We start from the raw sequence: 16,464 nt of genomic DNA, 5'->3' as shown, positions 1-16,464 counted from the left end.
CATTTCCATCATATGATACGGTAGAACATAAGATAAATAAAATGAATCTTTTTTATGAGGAGCATAAGTAAATTGTTATGACCATTACACAATTAAGAGTTTTCGTCAAAGTAGCTGAAACGGGGAGTTTTACAAAAGCGGGACAGGCGCTGAACATGACACAGCCGGCTGTCAGCCATGCCATTTCCGCGATTGAAGCCGAGCTTGATGTGAAACTGATCATCCGTGACCGCCGAAACGGCCTGATGCTGACGGACACGGGAAAAAAGATCTTAGTCCATATCAGAGAAGTGTTAAAAGGAATCGAAAAAGTTGAGCAGGTCGCAGCGGCAGAAAAAGGGCTTGAGCTGGGAACGATTCATATCGGCACATTTCCAACCGCTTCCGCTTATTTTATGCCAAAGCTGATCAGCGAGTTTAAACAAAGGTATCCAAAATTGGAGCTTGTTTTGCATGAAGGAACCGTAGATGAAGTCAAGGAGTGGCTTCACACGCGGATGATCGATGCCGGCATTCTTCTGTATCCGGCAAACGAGATGGAGTACATTCGGCTGAAAAAAGACAAAATGGTCGTCGTGCTGCGTGATGATCACCCGCTGTGCAATCGCCCGGCCATCACGCTGAAAGATCTCGATTGTGAGCCGATGGTTGTCTGCGACGGCGGCTATGAATCACCTTTTATCGATAAGTTCAAGCAAGCTGGTTCAACGCTGCACACTGCTTTCACTGTCTATAACATTAACACCTCGATCAGCATGATCAAAGAAGGCTTGGGGCTGGCGATTTTATCAGAAATGTCCATGTCGGGAATGCCGCTGCCGGAGCATGTGGTGACGCGGGATCTCGATCCGCAGGTGTATCGGGATGTGCAGCTTGCCGTTCCTTCATTACATGAGGCTTCTTTGGCGGCTAAGCTTTTCATTGAGATGGCACAGGAGCTGTTTGTGTAAAAATCAAAATGAAGAAACGTCTTTTTTATTGTTCGAATTTCATCGAATCAAATTCTTTTCATCCTAAACGCAGTTGTGATAAGGTGAGATAGAAGTCCTTTCGATAAAGACATAGCAGCATGAGGCTGTTTACTTATATCACAACTGCAAAGGAGAACAATATGTCTAACAACCAACGCAAAGATACCTTGCTTTCTGTCTTGAATTTATCTCCTGTTGTTCAAGGGGGAACGATAGCAGAGTCATTCCGAAACAGCATGGACTTGGCGCGCCGTGCAGAGGAGTGGGGCTATCACCGTTATTGGCTTGCAGAGCATCATAATATCGAAGGTGTCGCAAGCTCTGCCACCGCGGTTCTGATCGGCCATATAGCCGGCGGCACAAAGAAAATCCGCGTCGGTTCCGGCGGCATTATGCTTCCGAATCACTCGTCACTTGTCATCGCTGAACAATTCGGCACACTGGAAACACTGTATCCCGGACGGATTGATCTGGGGCTCGGACGTGCACCGGGAACAGACCAATTGACTGCAAGGGCGCTCCGCAGAAACATCAGCAGCGGTGAAGATTTCCCAGAACAATTAGAGGAACTGCGCAATTACTTTAAACCATCAGGAAACGTGCGCAATCAAGTCCGCGCCATTCCGGGAGAGGGCATAGATGTGCCGATTTGGCTGCTGGGCTCAAGCGGCTTCAGCGCCCGTCTGGCAGGTGAGCTGGGTCTTCCGTTTGCATTCGCTGCCCATTTCTCACCGGCGAATACCGTTCCCGCTTTGGAGCTGTACCGCAATTCCTTTACACCGTCAGAAGTGCTCGATGAACCGTATGCGATGGTCGGCGTAACGATTATCGCCGCAGATACAAACGAGAAAGCGCAGCATCTGGCTACATCGCATTACCAGCGATTCCTTGATCTTGTCCGCGGCACGCCGAACCAGCTGAAGCCGCCAGTAGAAGACATGGATCAAATCTGGAGCCCATATGAAAAAGCAATGGTTCATGAGCAGCTCAGTTCAACCATTGTTGGCGGTCCTGAAGAAGTGAAAGAAAAGCTTGAAGCCTTTGTCAAAACGACTCAGGCCGATGAAATTATGGTCAACTCAGAAACCTTTGAACACGCTGACAGAATGCGTTCATTTGAAATTGTGGCTGACATTTGGAAAAACAGATAAAGGCCATAAAAAAAGCAATGTAAAGGGGAAACCCATACATTGCTTTTTTATTCATTCAGCTTTCTTGCGGACTGGCGGATGATCAGCTCAGGCTCAAAAATGACATCTTCCTGCTTAGGCTTTTTATGCTCCAAACAGTCAATAACATATTTTGCAGCCGCTTTTCCCAGCACAGACTTCGGGTGCTTCACAGAGGTTAATTTCACCTCGGAGATTTGCGCGAAATGGGAATCATCATACCCAACGATGGACATATCCTCAGGCACCTTGATATCCATCTCCCGAAGCATATCAATCACCTTCAGTGCAATTTCATCATTATAGCAAAGAATAGCAGTCGGCATGTTTTTGCTGTTTTTCTCCAGTGTCTCTTTTACTTTCTCCAGCAGCTTCGATTCCTTTTCCTCCGTCGTAAACGTCACAATCATATCCGGGGAAGGGAATAACTCATGCTCACGATGCGCCTGTATAAATCCGTTCATCCGTTTGACACCTTGTGTATCATCAGCTTTAAAAATACCCATCATGTGCGTATGGCCGAGAGAGAGCAGGTGCTCCGCAGCCATCATGCCGCCTTTCACATCATCGAGAGTAAAACTTGGTGCGGCAAGCTCGGCGTATGACGCATTAATCATCGCAAAAGGAATGCCGTTTTTTTCTAAATTAAGATAGTAGCCAATATTCGGCGTTTGCAGAGCGCTTTTTGTCGGTTCTACAATCAATCCGTCAATATGCTGTGACAGCAGGTTTTCTAATCCTCTGCGTTCATTGTCGGGATTGTTGTTTGTGCTTGTCAAAAGCATAGAATATCCCTGCTCGCTTAAATAAGACTCGATTCCCCTAATGATGCTCGGAAAAATATAGTCTGATATGTAGGTCGTCAGAACGCCGATCGTTTTATTGGAATGCAGCGCTGATTTAGCAGAGCGTGAAGCGACAAAGGTGCCCCCGCCTTGCACGCTGTAAAGCAGGCCTTGCGATACGAGGTCTCCAATGGCTTTACGAATGGTATGCCGGCTGACGCCAAATTGCTGCATTAACTCGTTTTCGGTAGGGATCTTTTGATCGGGCAGGATTTTGCCTTGATTAATCCATGAACTGATTTCTTCTTTTACTTGAGCATATTTTGGTAACATATCCATTCCTCCAAAATGTATACGGACAAATTTCAGTATATCACAGTGATCTATACAAGAAAACATTGACAGAAAATGCAAACGGGATTATTCTATATTTGTACGTACTAATAAACAATAATTTTCGTTAAATTTTTAAATAAGTACGTACAATTAGAAAGAAAAATGTAAACGCTTTACTCAACTTTCGGGAGGGCAGAGAAATGAAGAATACTCCAACTCAATTAGAACCAAATGCTCCTGTAACAAGAAGCCATTCAATGGGATTTGTGATTTTGATATCATGCGCGGCGGGGCTTGGCGGTTTATTGTACGGCTATGACACTGCAGTTATTTCTGGTGCTATTGGTTTTCTCAAGGATTTATACAGCCTGAGTCCGTTCATGGAGGGGCTTGTAATTTCAAGCATTATGATTGGAGGAGTTGCGGGAGTCGGGATATCCGGGTTTTTAAGCGACTGGTTCGGGCGCAGAAAAATCTTAATGACAGCGGCCCTGTTATTTGCGGTATCAGCAGTTGTTTCTGCTGTTTCACAAGACGTGTCGACCTTAATCATTGCGAGGATTATCGGAGGTTTAGGGATCGGAATGGGTTCGTCATTATCCGTGACTTATATTACGGAAGCGGCGCCGCCCGCCATACGCGGAAGTTTATCTTCCTTATATCAGCTCTTTACGATACTGGGTATTTCCGCAACGTACTTTATTAATCTCGCTGTCCAGCGTTCCGGAACATATGAATGGGGCGTGCAAACCGGCTGGAGATGGATGCTCGCTTACGGAATGGTGCCATCCGTTATCTTTTTCCTAGTCCTGCTGGTCGTGCCGGAAAGTCCAAGATGGCTGGCGAAAGCAGGCAGAACAAAAGAAGCGTTATCGATTCTGACACGCATTAATGGAGAAACTGTCGCAAAAGAAGAATTGAAGAACATTGAAAACTCTTTAAAAATAGAACAAATGGGGTCACTATCACAGCTCTTCAAACCAGGTCTCAGAAAAGCGCTTATCATTGGAATCCTGCTGGCGCTCTTTAATCAAGTGATCGGCATGAACGCCATCACCTATTACGGACCAGAAATCTTTAAAATGATGGGATTCGGACAAAATGCCGGATTCGTGACAACCTGTATTGTCGGTGTTGTGGAAGTCATTTTTACCGTCATCGCAGTTTTATTGATTGATAAAGTCGGACGCAAAAAACTGATGTCCATCGGTTCTGCTTTCATGGCTATTTTTATGATCTTAATCGGGACGTCGTTTTATTTTCAGTTAACAAGCGGATTTATGCTGATCTTCTTTATATTAGGGTTTGTCGCCGCGTTCTGTGTATCGGTCGGGCCGATCACATGGATTATGATTTCTGAAATTTTCCCGAACCATCTGCGGGCGAGAGCCGCAGGGATCGCCACCATCTTTTTATGGGGAGCAAACTGGGCGATCGGGCAGTTTGTGCCGATGATGATCAGCTCGTTCGGACTGGCCTATACGTTCTGGATCTTTGCCGTCATTAACATTCTCTGCTTCCTGTTTGTCATCACAATCTGTCCGGAAACGAAGAATAAATCGCTCGAAGAGATTGAAAAGCTCTGGATAAAATGAAAACGCTTTAAAATATGCAGCCCTTTCGATTGAGAGGGCTCTTTTATTTTGTGCGCACCATTAACGGTTTGCTGTATAAGATAGAAATATAAAGGGAAAAATAATGAATAAGAAACGCAGCTGCATGAAAACTGCGCGAATATTGTCGATGAATTGGCTCTTAACAGTTGAATAAACATTTCCACCCTGTTAAAATAATTAAAGAAAGCAGAAATAATTTTTTTTGGCTATGATGGGACGTTTTTTGTCATAGCGGGACGTTTGATGTCCAGCAAAAAAAGGAAGGAACGTTTGAGTCATGAACCAGTTAATACTAGCTCAAAAAAAATTATTGCCTGATCTTCTGCTCGTTATGCAAAAGAGGTTCGAAATCTTGCAGTATATCAGGCTGACAGAACCCATCGGCCGCAGAAGCCTGTCTGCCAGTCTCGGAATCAGCGAGCGTGTGCTGAGAGGCGAGGTTCAGTTTTTGAAGGAACAGAATCTGGTCGATATTAAAACAAACGGCATGACGCTGACAGAAGAAGGTTATGAACTGCTTTCCGTTTTAGAAGATACGATGAAAGATGTTTTAGGTTTGACGCTTTTGGAAAAGACATTAAAAGAACGTTTAAATCTAAATGACGTCATTATTGTATCCGGAGACAGCGATCAATCCCCATGGGTCAAAAAAGAAATGGGAAGAGCGGCTGTCGCATGTATGAAAAAAAGATTTTCAGGCAAAAATATCGTCGCTGTGACCGGCGGTACGACAATTGAAGCTGTCGCCGAGATGATGACGCCGGATTCTAAAAACCGCGAGCTTTTGTTTGTGCCTGCAAGAGGCGGGTTAGGCGAAGACGTAAAAAACCAGGCGAACACCATATGCGCGCATATGGCGGAAAAGGCTTCAGGCACTTATAGGCTTTTGTTTGTTCCGGGTCAGCTGTCACAAGGCGCCTATTCATCTATTATTGAAGAACCTTCTGTTAAAGAGGTGCTGAACACGATTAAATCAGCGAGTATGCTGGTTCACGGAATCGGCGAAGCTAAAACTATGGCTGAGCGGAGAAACACACCTTTAGAAGACTTAAAGAAAATAGATGATAACAACGCGGTGACAGAAGCGTTCGGCTACTATTTTAACGCGGACGGCGAAGTGGTCCACAAAGTGCATTCTGTCGGAATGCAGCTGGATGACATAGACGCCATTCCCGATATTATAGCGGTAGCGGGCGGATCATCAAAAGCCGAGGCGATCGAGGCTTACTTTAAAAAGCCGCGCAACACGGTTCTCGTCACTGACGAAGGAGCCGCAAAGAAGTTATTAAGGGATGAATAATCCCTCAATATAAATATCTCTCACTTATTTAAAGGAGGAAACAATCATGGCAGTAAAAGTCGGTATTAACGGTTTTGGTCGTATTGGACGTAACGTATTCCGCGCAGCATTAAACAATCCTGAAGTTGAGGTAGTAGCGGTTAACGATTTAACAGATGCTAACATGCTCGCTCACCTTTTACAATATGATTCTGTACACGGAAAATTAGACGCTGAGGTTTCAGTTGACGGTAACAATCTTGTTGTTAACGGTAAAACAATTGAAGTTTCTGCAGAACGCGATCCTGCTAAACTTAGCTGGGGTAAACAAGGCGTTGAAATCGTAGTTGAATCTACTGGTTTCTTCACAAAACGCGCAGACGCTGCGAAACACTTAGAAGCTGGCGCGAAAAAAGTAATCATCTCTGCACCTGCTAACGAAGAAGATATCACAATCGTTATGGGTGTTAACGAAGATAAATACGATGCGGCTAACCACGACGTTATCTCAAACGCATCTTGCACAACAAACTGCCTTGCGCCGTTTGCAAAAGTACTTAACGACAAATTCGGCATCAAACGCGGTATGATGACAACAGTTCACTCTTACACAAACGATCAGCAAATTCTTGATCTTCCGCACAAAGACTACCGTCGTGCGCGTGCAGCAGCTGAAAACATCATCCCAACTTCAACTGGTGCCGCTAAAGCAGTTTCTCTAGTTCTTCCTGAACTAAAAGGCAAACTGAACGGCGGAGCAATGCGTGTTCCAACTCCAAACGTTTCTTTAGTTGACTTGGTTGCTGAACTGAACCAAGAAGTAACAGCTGAAGATGTAAATGCAGCTCTTAAAGAAGCAGCTGAAGGAGATCTTAAAGGAATCCTTGGCTACAGCGAAGAGCCATTAGTTTCTGGCGACTACAACGGAAACAAAAATTCTTCTACAATCGATGCTCTTTCTACAATGGTTATGGAAGGCAGCATGGTAAAAGTAATCTCTTGGTACGATAACGAAAGCGGCTACTCTAACCGCGTTGTTGACCTTGCAGCTTACATCGCTAAAAAAGGTCTTTAATTCATAGCTGAAAAAAGGACCTTACTTGGTTCTTTTGAATAGAAGCGCTATAATGAAAGCGGACAAGGGAAGGGGACGGACTCCCTTTCCCTTTTTCCATGAAGACCGGCTTTCAGAAAACGTTCTGTGAAAGAGTAGCATCTGCGTTTTGCAGCTTTCCGGCGCCTTCGCCTGCGGCCACTGCCCTGGCTTCAGACGATCTGCCCTGTGCCGAAAAGTATGCGATCTGCCCTCGCGGAGTAATCGCTTGATCAGACGGTTTCACGTTTTTCGTGCTGCAAGCAAACCATTTTGAAGGAGGATCTCCTAAAGCATGAATAAGAAAACTCTCAAAGACATCGACGTAAAAGGCAAAGTTGTATTCTGCCGCGTTGACTTTAACGTTCCAATGAAAGACGGGGAAGTAACAGACGATACACGTATCCGTGCTGCACTTCCGACAATCAAACACCTTGCAGACCAAGGCGCGAAAGTCCTTCTCGCGAGCCACTTAGGCCGCCCGAAAGGCGAAGTCGTTGAGGAGCTTCGTTTAACTCCTGTCGCTGCACGCCTCGGCGAACTGCTTGGCAAAGAAGTGAAAAAAGCGGATGAAGCATACGGTGGTGCTGTAAAATCACAAATTTCCGACATGAAGGACGGAGACGTTCTTGTATTGGAAAACGTACGTTTCTACCCTGGTGAAGAGAAAAATGATCCTGAGCTTGCAAAAGCATTTGCTGAGCTTGCAGATGTATATGTAAATGACGCATTCGGTGCTGCCCACCGCGCTCACGCATCTACAGCTGGAATTGCCAAGCATCTGCCAGCGGTTGCAGGTTTCTTAATGGAAAAAGAGCTTGATGTACTCGGAAAAGCGGTTTCTAACCCTGATCGCCCATTCACGGCGATCATCGGCGGAGCGAAAGTAAAAGACAAAATCGGTGTCATCGAAAGTCTTCTTGATAAAGTAGACAACCTGATCATCGGCGGAGGTCTTGCTTATACATTCGTAAAAGCGCTTGGCCATGAAGTCGGTAAATCTCTTCTTGAAGAGGATAAAATCGAGCTTGCGAAATCATTTATGGACCGCGCGAAAGAAAAAGGCGTTAACTTCTACATGCCTGAAGATGTACTCGTTGCAGATGATTTCTCTAACGATGCAAACGTAAAAATGGTGCCGATCTCTGAAATCCCTAGTGATTTAGAAGCAATCGACATTGGTACGAAAACACGCGAAACGTATGCTGATGTAATCAAAAACAGCAAACTTGTCGTGTGGAACGGACCGATGGGCGTATTCGAAATCGACTTGTTCGCTCAAGGAACAAAAGCGGTTGCGGAAGCATTGGCAGAGGCAAAAGATACATACTCTGTCATCGGCGGAGGAGACTCTGCAGCAGCGGTTGAAAAATTCGGCCTAGCTGACAAAATGAGCCACATCTCAACAGGAGGCGGCGCATCCCTTGAGTTCATGGAAGGCAAAGAGCTTCCAGGGGTAGCTGCACTGAACGATAAATAATTTTAAAACTGCTATAAGGAAGTGGAACAGATGAGAAAACCAATTATAGCCGGTAACTGGAAAATGAACAAAACACTCGGCGAGGCTGTCAGCTTCGTTGAAGAAGTGAAATCTTCCATTCCAGCAGCAGACAAAGCGGAAGCTGTTGTTTGCGCGCCAGCGCTTTTCCTAGAAAAGCTGACTTCTGCTGTTAAAGGCACTGACCTTAAAGTCGGCGCACAAAACATGCACTTCGAAGAAAGCGGCGCGTTCACAGGCGAAATCAGCCCGGTTGCTCTGAAAGACCTTGGCGTTGACTACTGCGTCATCGGCCACTCTGAGCGCCGTGAAATGTTCGCTGAAACTGATGAAACAGTTAACAAAAAAGCACATGCTGCTTTCAAACACGGCATTGTGCCGATCATCTGTGTTGGTGAAACGCTTGAAGAGCGCGAAGCCGGCAAAACAAATGATCTTGTGGCTGACCAAGTGAAAAAAGGTCTTGCTGGTCTTTCTGAAGAACAAGTTGCAGTTTCTGTTATTGCTTATGAGCCAATCTGGGCAATCGGAACAGGCAAATCTTCTACATCTAAAGATGCGAACGACGTGTGTGCACATATCCGTAAAACCGTCGCTGAAAGCTTCGGCCAAGAAGCGGCAGACAAGCTTCGCATTCAATATGGCGGAAGCGTAAAGCCTGCAAACATTAAAGAATATATGGCAGAGTCCGATATTGACGGTGCTTTGGTCGGCGGCGCGAGCCTTGAGCCACAGTCATTCGTTCAATTATTGGAGGAAGGTCAATATGAGTAAAAAACCAGCTGCACTCATCATTCTTGATGGGTTCGGATTACGAAATGAAACAGTAGGGAACGCAGTCGCTTTGGCGAAAAAACCGAATTTTGACCGCTATTGGAATCAGTATCCTCATCAGACACTGACTGCTTCAGGCGAGGCTGTAGGTCTTCCTGACGGACAGATGGGGAACTCCGAAGTAGGCCACTTAAATATCGGTGCGGGCCGTATTGTGTACCAAAGCTTAACACGCGTAAATGTTGCCATTCGCGAGGGAGAGTTCGAACGCAATCAAACATTCCTTGACGCGATCAGCAACGCGAAAGAAAACGACAAAGCCCTGCATCTGTTCGGTCTATTATCGGACGGCGGCGTGCACAGCCATATCAATCATTTATTCGCGCTGTTAAAGCTTGCGAAAAAAGAAGGGCTGACAAAGGTATATATCCATGGCTTCCTTGACGGCCGTGATGTAGGTCCGCAAACAGCGAAAACGTACATCAACCAGCTGAACGAACAAATCGAGGAAATCGGTGTCGGAGAAATCGCCAGCATTTCCGGACGCTACTACTCAATGGACCGCGACAAACGCTGGGACCGTGTAGAAAAAGCGTACCGTGCAATGGCATACGGCGAAGGCCCGACATACCGCAGCGCACTGGATGTTGTTGATGATTCATATGCGAATGGAATCCACGATGAATTCGTTATTCCATCTGTCATCACAAAAGAAAACGGTGAGCCTGTTGCGAAAATCGAAGACGGCGATTCTGTGATTTTCTATAATTTCAGACCGGACCGCGCCATTCAGATTTCCAACACGTTCACGAACAAAGACTTCCGCGATTTCGACCGTGGCGAGAATTATCCGAAAAACCTGCATTTCGTCTGCCTGACTCACTTCAGTGAAACAGTTGACGGCTATGTGGCGTTTAAACCGATAAATCTTGATAATACAGTCGGAGAAGTATTATCTCAGCAAGGATTAAAACAGCTTCGAATTGCAGAAACTGAAAAGTATCCGCACGTCACGTTCTTTATGAGCGGAGGCCGTGAAGCTGAATTCCCTGGTGAAGAGCGTATTCTTATCAACTCGCCGAAAGTCGCAACATACGACTTGAAGCCTGAAATGAGTGCGTATGAAGTGAAGGACGCGCTTGTCAAAGAAATCGAAGCTGACAAGCATGACGCGATTATCCTTAACTTCGCAAACCCAGACATGGTCGGCCACTCCGGAATGGTTGAACCTACAATTAAAGCGATTGAAGCAGTGGACGAATGCTTAGGCGAAGTCGTTGACGCGATTCTCGCTAAAGGCGGACACGCTATCATTACCGCTGATCACGGTAATGCTGATATTCTGATCACAGAATCAGGCGAACCGCACACTGCACATACGACAAATCCAGTCCCTGTCATTGTTACGAAAGAAGGCATCACGCTGCGTGAAGGCGGAATCCTAGGCGACCTTGCACCAACGTTATTAGACCTTCTCGGTGTTGAAAAACCGAAAGAAATGACTGGAACATCTTTAATTCAAAAATAAGCTGAAAATCAAAGGAGAGACAAACTCATGCCATACATTGTTGATGTTTATGCACGCGAAGTATTAGACTCCCGCGGCAACCCAACAGTTGAAGTTGAAGTATATACAGAAACAGGAGCTTTCGGCCGCGCATTAGTGCCAAGCGGAGCTTCTACAGGTGAATACGAAGCAGTTGAGCTTCGTGACGGCGACAAAGACCGTTACCTTGGAAAAGGCGTGTTAACAGCTGTTAACAACGTAAACGAAATCATTGCTCCAGAGCTTCTTGGCTTTGATGTAACTGAACAAAACGCAATCGATCAGCTTTTAATCGAGCTTGACGGTACTGAAAACAAAGGCAAACTCGGTGCGAACGCAATCCTTGGCGTATCTATGGCTTGTGCGCGCGCAGCTGCTGATTTCTTACAGATTCCTCTTTACCAATACCTTGGAGGATTCAACTCAAAAACGCTTCCTGTACCGATGATGAACATCGTCAACGGCGGAGAGCATGCTGACAACAACGTAGATATTCAAGAATTCATGATCATGCCAGTAGGTGCTCCTAACTTCCGTGAAGCACTTCGCATGGGCGCTCAAATCTTCCACAGCCTGAAATCAGTTCTTTCTGCTAAAGGAATGAACACAGCTGTAGGTGATGAAGGCGGATTCGCTCCAAACCTTGGTTCTAACGAAGAAGCGCTTCAAACAATCGTTGAAGCAATCGAAAAAGCCGGCTTCAAACCTGGCGAAGAAGTAAAACTTGCAATGGACGCTGCATCTTCTGAGTTCTACAACAAAGAAGACGGCAAATACCATCTGTCTGGCGAAGGCGTTGTGAAAACATCTGCTGAAATGGTTGACTGGTACGAAGAAATGGTTTCTAAATACCCAATCATCTCTATCGAAGACGGACTTGACGAAAACGACTGGGAAGGCCACAAGCTTCTTACTGAGCGTCTTGGCAAAAAAGTTCAGCTTGTTGGTGATGACCTCTTCGTTACAAACACGAAAAAACTTGCTGAAGGTATCAAAAACGGCGTAGGCAACTCTATCCTGATCAAAGTAAACCAAATCGGTACATTGACTGAAACATTCGATGCGATCGAAATGGCGAAACGCGCAGGCTACACTGCTGTTATCTCTCACCGTTCTGGTGAAACTGAAGACAGCACAATCGCTGACATCGCTGTGGCAACAAACGCAGGACAAATCAAAACAGGTGCTCCGTCACGTACGGACCGTGTTGCGAAATACAACCAGCTTCTTCGCATCGAAGATCAGTTGGCTGAAACTGCTCAATACCACGGTATTAACTCTTTCTACAACTTGAATAAGTAATAAAAAGACCGCCGAGATATGTCTCGGCGGCTTTTTTGTGCTTTTAGAGATCCAAATAAAGCCTTACCATATCCCGGCATTGAATGCCGTTTTCAAAGATCTCCTCATCGTAGTGTCTGATAAAAAAATCATGGTCGATCGCCTGCATACGGAACCCGCATTTTTGGTAAAGAGACAGCTGATGGATGCTGGAATTTCCAGTGCCAATCTCAATCACCTTTGCTCCCATATGTTTTGCTTTTTCGATGGCGTCGCGGATAAGAAGCTTGCCAATGCCCTGTTTTTGCATTGTTTCTTTTACTGCGATGTTAACGATTTCTACAGTTTGCGGTCTAGTTGTAATGATCACGTATACACCGGCTAATTGGCCCGATATATAAGCTGTGTAGCATTCTCCTCTGGCAATGTATTCATCAACGATTTCTTTTGACGGATCGGCGAGCAGCAGAAGGTCATACAGCGCTTGATCATAGTTTATTGCTTTTTGGATGGTGAGTTGTTGCACGTTCATTCCACCTTTTCATATGTTTATAGAGATATTTTCATGATTTCCTCCAATTTCATACCATTCTATTATAAAATATGTAACATAGGAAATCTGTACAAAATAGTGGATAAAAAATAGGAGGAAAGTCACATGTTTTGTAAGGAATGCGGTCAAAAAAATAATGAAGGAGCCAAGTTTTGTAAAGAATGCGGCACCCCGATCGGAGGGAGCAGCAGACAGGCAAATCAAGAAACAGCAAGCACTGCTGAAACGAGGCAGGCTCCGCGAAAACCAATCCCTAAGAAAACCATCATGTTATGGAGCAGCATTGCCGCAGCGTGCGTCATATTATTCGCCGCATATAAAACCGGAGCGTACTTGACTTCTAAGGACAGGTTAGTCGACAAATTTGAGCAGGCTGTAAATGATGAGGATAAAGACCAAATCGCTACGCTGCTAACGCCGGCAAATGACAGGCTCAAGCTTACTAAACAAAACGTAAAGCCGTTTCTTACATATTTAAAGGATCATCCTGACAAAAAAGATGAGCTTTTTTCATCGCTGCGTGCTGAAACAGTCCAAAAGGATATTGTATATGCGGAGAAAGACGGGAAAAGCTTGCTAGTATTTGACCATTATGATTTAAAGATAGCACCTGTTTATTTTGAAGTAACCAGCAATTATAAAAATACCGATCTCTATGTGAATAAAGAGGAAGCCGGATCTGTAAAGAAAGCAGATCAAGCACAAACCCTCGGACCGTACATTCCAGGCGAATATACAGTCTCAGCCAAACTGAAAAACGATGTTGTCGATCTTGTGAAAAAGGAAGACATTCAGGCGGTTGGTGACAACAGCTTTCGTGTTGATCTTTCATTGGAAGCAGATAATGTAACATTCAGCTTAGCGGACGACATGAAGGATGGAAAGGGAGAATTGCTGATTAACGGTAAATCCATCCATAAGGATCCGTTCAAATCTGTCAGATACGGCCCGCTTCTGACAGACGGATCAATGACAGCTGCGGTCGAAGCGGAGTTTCCGTGGGGAAAAACAAAAACAGCGGGTGTGCCGATTGATAGCAAAGAAATGGAGTTAACATTAATTCCTGACCAAGACACACAAGAAACAATCATGAACACGATTGTCAAAACGACGAAGCAATATTCCAAAGCGCTTTCTGATGGAAATACAGCTCAGATGACAGAGGCAAGTGCCAGTTGGAAAGCCGAAGTAAAAGAGAACGTGGACTCGATGAAAAACACGGATTCTTACTTAAAAGATAAATATCTGGAAACAGACTTTGATTTGGATACATTTGCTCTATCCCAGAAAAATGACGGTACATGGCAGGCGACGGTAAAAGGAAAAGAACTTCACCAGTCGGCTAATTATAATGACTATACGAAACCTGAAATGTCGGATGAAAGCCCGAGCTATGAATATCTGCTTTCATATGATAAAAAACAGAAAAAGTGGATGTTCGAAGATGCGGAATCAACTTTTGATTCTGCCGGAACAAACATAAAGAAAATAAAAAATGATCATGCAGAGACGTACACGTCAGCCTGGGCGGACGCAAAAGGCAAGAAAGCAAGCGTAAGCCCATCGACCGGCGATGTCACGGATGAACAAGTGACATCATTTATGGTTAGTTATCTGACAAATCAATCAACCGCAGTGAATTTAAATGAGTTTGCGGTCATGGAAGGCAATCTGGAAAAAGGAAGTTCATTATATAATGATCAGCAGAAATTGGTTAAGAAGCTGTACAGCGAGGGAACGACTGAAGTATTTATTGATGTAGAGGTAAAAAGCTTTAATCAAAGCGGCTCGACTATCACAATTAAAACATATGAAGAATTTGATATTACAAAATCAGGCGGCAGTACAAAGCGCAGAACATACAACTGGACCTACACCGGCGTAGTGAAAGACGGAAGAATCTATTTAACATCTATTCAATAAAAACAAACCCCCATCACCAGCAGGCGATGGGGGTGTTTTTTAAAAAAAGATATAACGGAAAATTTCTTTAATATAATGTTCGATGATGAACCGAAACGCAACGCACGTGATGAGATAAATCACAATGGTTGAGTAAATGATATCAGCCTTTCCTTTATACGAATGCTGGTAACTGCTCAGCATCGCAGGGGGAATAGCGAAGAATGCGCCGATTAAACCAATCGCTAACACGGTGAAACAAAGATCTGTATGTAATAAAAACAATAGAAGTGCAAGAATCAAAATAGCTGTAAATGGAATAAGAAACGCACCAAATCTGGAGAGTGAATCTTTAAATGAGACTTGGTTTCCCGCGATTTTTAAGGAAAAAAAGATCAATGCATGCAACCCGAAAATAAAAAGGGCAAAGTAAATGGTTGGCTTTAAAAAGATTTCTGTAAAGCTCGCACTGCCGGGACCATCTGAAAAAAGAATATAAAACATCAGCGGAGTTAGTAAACTGAAAAGCACCATTGTAATGATTCCGCTGATCAGCTGTTCGCCGCCTGTTGTTTTGCACTCCTGATAAGGGCGTTTCAGAACAGCCAGAACAAATGAACCAAACTGCTTTGCTGCTTGTTTTGCAGCTTCAGCTCCCGCCTGTGCTCCTTGATTTTCGCCGGCTTGGCGTGGAAGAGGCGATCCGCATTTCTCACAAAACTTTCCGCCATCTGCTTGATGGCCGCATTGAGGACAAAACATATGATGACTCCTTTTACATGTAATATAGGGAAAATAGACTAATAATGTCATTATAAAAGAAAAAAGTAGAAAAGTAACCAATATCCAGCCAAAAAATTTTCTCCAAGATTATGGATCAGAAACAAGACACGAGCTGGCATATGCGAACTCGTGTCTTGTTTCTAGTTATTCATATATTTTTCAAATACGTCACCAAAATCTTTAATATGGTACTGCGAGCGGACGGAAGTGACCCATGTAAACCCGAATTCGGTCAGCTCTTTGTATTGTGTTTCAATATTGACGTGCTCAGGCCGGGTATGCTGAAGGATGGTGACTGCTCGTTCCAGACTTTGTTCAGCCTGATTGATCAAAATGTCATTTTCATAGATCGTTTCAGAGATACGGAGAAGGACTTTATACAAATCTTTCAGCTTTTCAATTTGCTCTTTATGCACATCGATGTCAAATTGTTCAGAGCCCAGCTTGAACTTGATTTCAACATCCAAATCGACCTTCCCGGCGGTTTCCAGAAAAACATCAGAGATTTTATATTGGGAATAAGGATAGCGTTTCAGCGTTCGTTTAGAGGAAGTGGCACGTTCGCCGTCAACATGGATCAGCGCCAGATTCGTGAAGCAATATTCATCGGCTTTTGTTTTAATCAGGAAATAAATTTTTTCGTTGTCTTCATGCATGACATAGTCATCAGCATCTGTTTTGTCATAATCCTGAGGTTCGATAATTTTTCCGATATCTGATAATCCGAGTGCATCTGCTGCAATTTTCTTAAACATATAGATACATCCTTCCTATTTACATAGTCACTTCATTGTAGCATGTGGCGTTTCCGAACGGCTATAAACGTTTGCGAAGAATCAGCCTCTTGGTAAGGCCAATGTCATATGGAGGAAGTATAC

14 protein-coding genes are annotated in these 16,464 nt (G+C 44.4%); 10 read left to right on the top strand and 4 right to left on the bottom strand.

From position 1 onward, the window contains the following. Window positions 1–77: 77 nt before the first annotated feature. Together P3L57_RS16880 and P3L57_RS16875 are read left to right on the top strand one after the other, a co-directional pair. Complete coding sequence (locus P3L57_RS16880) at window positions 78–950, top strand: LysR family transcriptional regulator (protein WP_069486907.1); 873 nt, start codon at window positions 78–80, stop codon at window positions 948–950. 161 nt (window positions 951–1,111) lie between these two features. Next, the gene (locus P3L57_RS16875; RefSeq protein ID WP_069486908.1) at window positions 1,112–2,122 is read left to right on the top strand and encodes an LLM class flavin-dependent oxidoreductase; all 1,011 of its coding nucleotides are present in this window, start codon (window positions 1,112–1,114) and stop codon (window positions 2,120–2,122) included. A 47-nt stretch (window positions 2,123–2,169) separates the two neighbouring features. Here the strand turns inward: P3L57_RS16875 and araR are convergent, their stop codons facing one another. Beyond that, window positions 2,170–3,258, bottom strand: coding sequence for an arabinose utilization transcriptional regulator AraR (araR, locus tag P3L57_RS16870; RefSeq protein ID WP_010331919.1), 1,089 nt, complete (start codon window positions 3,256–3,258; stop codon window positions 2,170–2,172). A gap of 203 nt (window positions 3,259–3,461) precedes the next feature. Between araR and araE the strand changes: the two genes are divergently transcribed. From araE to eno, 7 genes are all read left to right on the top strand, one after another. Beyond that, window positions 3,462–4,856 carry an arabinose-proton symporter AraE gene (araE, locus tag P3L57_RS16865; RefSeq protein ID WP_044159158.1) on the top strand — a complete coding sequence of 465 codons (1,395 nt, stop codon included), beginning with the start codon at window positions 3,462–3,464 and terminating at the stop codon, window positions 4,854–4,856. Between the two features lie 298 nt (window positions 4,857–5,154). Then, complete coding sequence (cggR, locus tag P3L57_RS16860) at window positions 5,155–6,177, top strand: gapA transcriptional regulator CggR (protein ID WP_044159157.1); 1,023 nt, start codon at window positions 5,155–5,157, stop codon at window positions 6,175–6,177. Window positions 6,178–6,223: 46 nt separating this feature from the next. Continuing rightward, on the top strand, window positions 6,224–7,231 hold the full coding sequence (gap, locus tag P3L57_RS16855; RefSeq protein ID WP_010331916.1) for a type I glyceraldehyde-3-phosphate dehydrogenase: 1,008 nt from the start codon (window positions 6,224–6,226) through the stop codon (window positions 7,229–7,231). A gap of 313 nt (window positions 7,232–7,544) precedes the next feature. After that, the gene (locus P3L57_RS16850; RefSeq protein WP_069486909.1) at window positions 7,545–8,729 is read left to right on the top strand and encodes a phosphoglycerate kinase; all 1,185 of its coding nucleotides are present in this window, start codon (window positions 7,545–7,547) and stop codon (window positions 8,727–8,729) included. Window positions 8,730–8,759: 30 nt separating this feature from the next. Continuing rightward, window positions 8,760–9,521 carry a triose-phosphate isomerase gene (tpiA, locus tag P3L57_RS16845; RefSeq protein WP_069486910.1) on the top strand — a complete coding sequence of 254 codons (762 nt, stop codon included), beginning with the start codon at window positions 8,760–8,762 and terminating at the stop codon, window positions 9,519–9,521. Further along, window positions 9,514–11,049 carry a 2,3-bisphosphoglycerate-independent phosphoglycerate mutase gene (gene gpmI / locus P3L57_RS16840; protein WP_024122892.1) on the top strand — a complete coding sequence of 512 codons (1,536 nt, stop codon included), beginning with the start codon at window positions 9,514–9,516 and terminating at the stop codon, window positions 11,047–11,049. Before tpiA ends, gpmI begins: the two co-directional genes overlap by 8 nt. Window positions 11,050–11,076: 27 nt before the next feature. Continuing rightward, window positions 11,077–12,369 (top strand): phosphopyruvate hydratase, encoded by a 1,293-nt coding sequence (gene eno, locus P3L57_RS16835; protein ID WP_003151625.1) that lies wholly within the window; start codon window positions 11,077–11,079, stop codon window positions 12,367–12,369. 43 nt (window positions 12,370–12,412) lie between these two features. Here eno and P3L57_RS16830 read toward each other — a convergent pair whose 3' ends face one another. Beyond that, window positions 12,413–12,880: a GNAT family N-acetyltransferase gene (locus tag P3L57_RS16830; RefSeq protein WP_083244499.1), complete on the bottom strand. Its 468-nt coding sequence runs from the start codon at window positions 12,878–12,880 to the stop codon at window positions 12,413–12,415. A 126-nt stretch (window positions 12,881–13,006) separates the two neighbouring features. Here P3L57_RS16830 and P3L57_RS16825 point away from each other — a divergent pair, with 126 nt between their 5' ends. After that, on the top strand, window positions 13,007–14,824 hold the full coding sequence (locus tag P3L57_RS16825; protein ID WP_069486912.1) for a zinc ribbon domain-containing protein: 1,818 nt from the start codon (window positions 13,007–13,009) through the stop codon (window positions 14,822–14,824). Window positions 14,825–14,863: 39 nt separating this feature from the next. Here P3L57_RS16825 and P3L57_RS16820 read toward each other — a convergent pair whose 3' ends face one another. Beyond that, the gene (locus tag P3L57_RS16820) at window positions 14,864–15,565 is read right to left on the bottom strand and encodes a zinc ribbon domain-containing protein (RefSeq protein WP_059334923.1); all 702 of its coding nucleotides are present in this window, start codon (window positions 15,563–15,565) and stop codon (window positions 14,864–14,866) included. Between the two features lie 161 nt (window positions 15,566–15,726). After that, a complete protein-coding gene (locus P3L57_RS16815; protein WP_069486913.1) occupies window positions 15,727–16,341 on the bottom strand; it encodes a PH domain-containing protein in 615 nt (204 codons plus the stop codon). Window positions 16,342–16,464: the final 123 nt, after the last annotated feature.

Source organism: Bacillus sp. B28 (genome assembly GCF_029536185.1).
Lineage (GTDB): Bacteria > Bacillota > Bacilli > Bacillales > Bacillaceae > Bacillus > Bacillus halotolerans.
The sequence above is the reverse complement of the archived record's forward strand: the minus strand, read 5'-3'. Positions and strand labels throughout refer to the sequence as shown.

Coding starts and splice junctions, on each gene's coding strand:
- cggR (WP_044159157.1), top strand. CDS start 5,155: ATGAACCAGTTAATACTAGCTCAAAAAAAATTATTGCCTGATCTTCTG.
- tpiA (WP_069486910.1), top strand. CDS start 8,760: ATGAGAAAACCAATTATAGCCGGTAACTGGAAAATGAACAAAACACTC.
- P3L57_RS16825 (WP_069486912.1), top strand. CDS start 13,007: ATGTTTTGTAAGGAATGCGGTCAAAAAAATAATGAAGGAGCCAAGTTT.
- gpmI (WP_024122892.1), top strand. CDS start 9,514: ATGAGTAAAAAACCAGCTGCACTCATCATTCTTGATGGGTTCGGATTA.
- gap (WP_010331916.1), top strand. CDS start 6,224: ATGGCAGTAAAAGTCGGTATTAACGGTTTTGGTCGTATTGGACGTAAC.
- P3L57_RS16820 (WP_059334923.1), bottom strand. CDS start 15,565: ATGTTTTGTCCTCAATGCGGCCATCAAGCAGATGGCGGAAAGTTTTGT.
- P3L57_RS16850 (WP_069486909.1), top strand. CDS start 7,545: ATGAATAAGAAAACTCTCAAAGACATCGACGTAAAAGGCAAAGTTGTA.
- P3L57_RS16875 (WP_069486908.1), top strand. CDS start 1,112: ATGTCTAACAACCAACGCAAAGATACCTTGCTTTCTGTCTTGAATTTA.
- P3L57_RS16815 (WP_069486913.1), bottom strand. CDS start 16,341: ATGTTTAAGAAAATTGCAGCAGATGCACTCGGATTATCAGATATCGGA.
- araR (WP_010331919.1), bottom strand. CDS start 3,258: ATGTTACCAAAATATGCTCAAGTAAAAGAAGAAATCAGTTCATGGATT.
- eno (WP_003151625.1), top strand. CDS start 11,077: ATGCCATACATTGTTGATGTTTATGCACGCGAAGTATTAGACTCCCGC.
- araE (WP_044159158.1), top strand. CDS start 3,462: ATGAAGAATACTCCAACTCAATTAGAACCAAATGCTCCTGTAACAAGA.
- P3L57_RS16880 (WP_069486907.1), top strand. CDS start 78: ATGACCATTACACAATTAAGAGTTTTCGTCAAAGTAGCTGAAACGGGG.
- P3L57_RS16830 (WP_083244499.1), bottom strand. CDS start 12,880: ATGAACGTGCAACAACTCACCATCCAAAAAGCAATAAACTATGATCAA.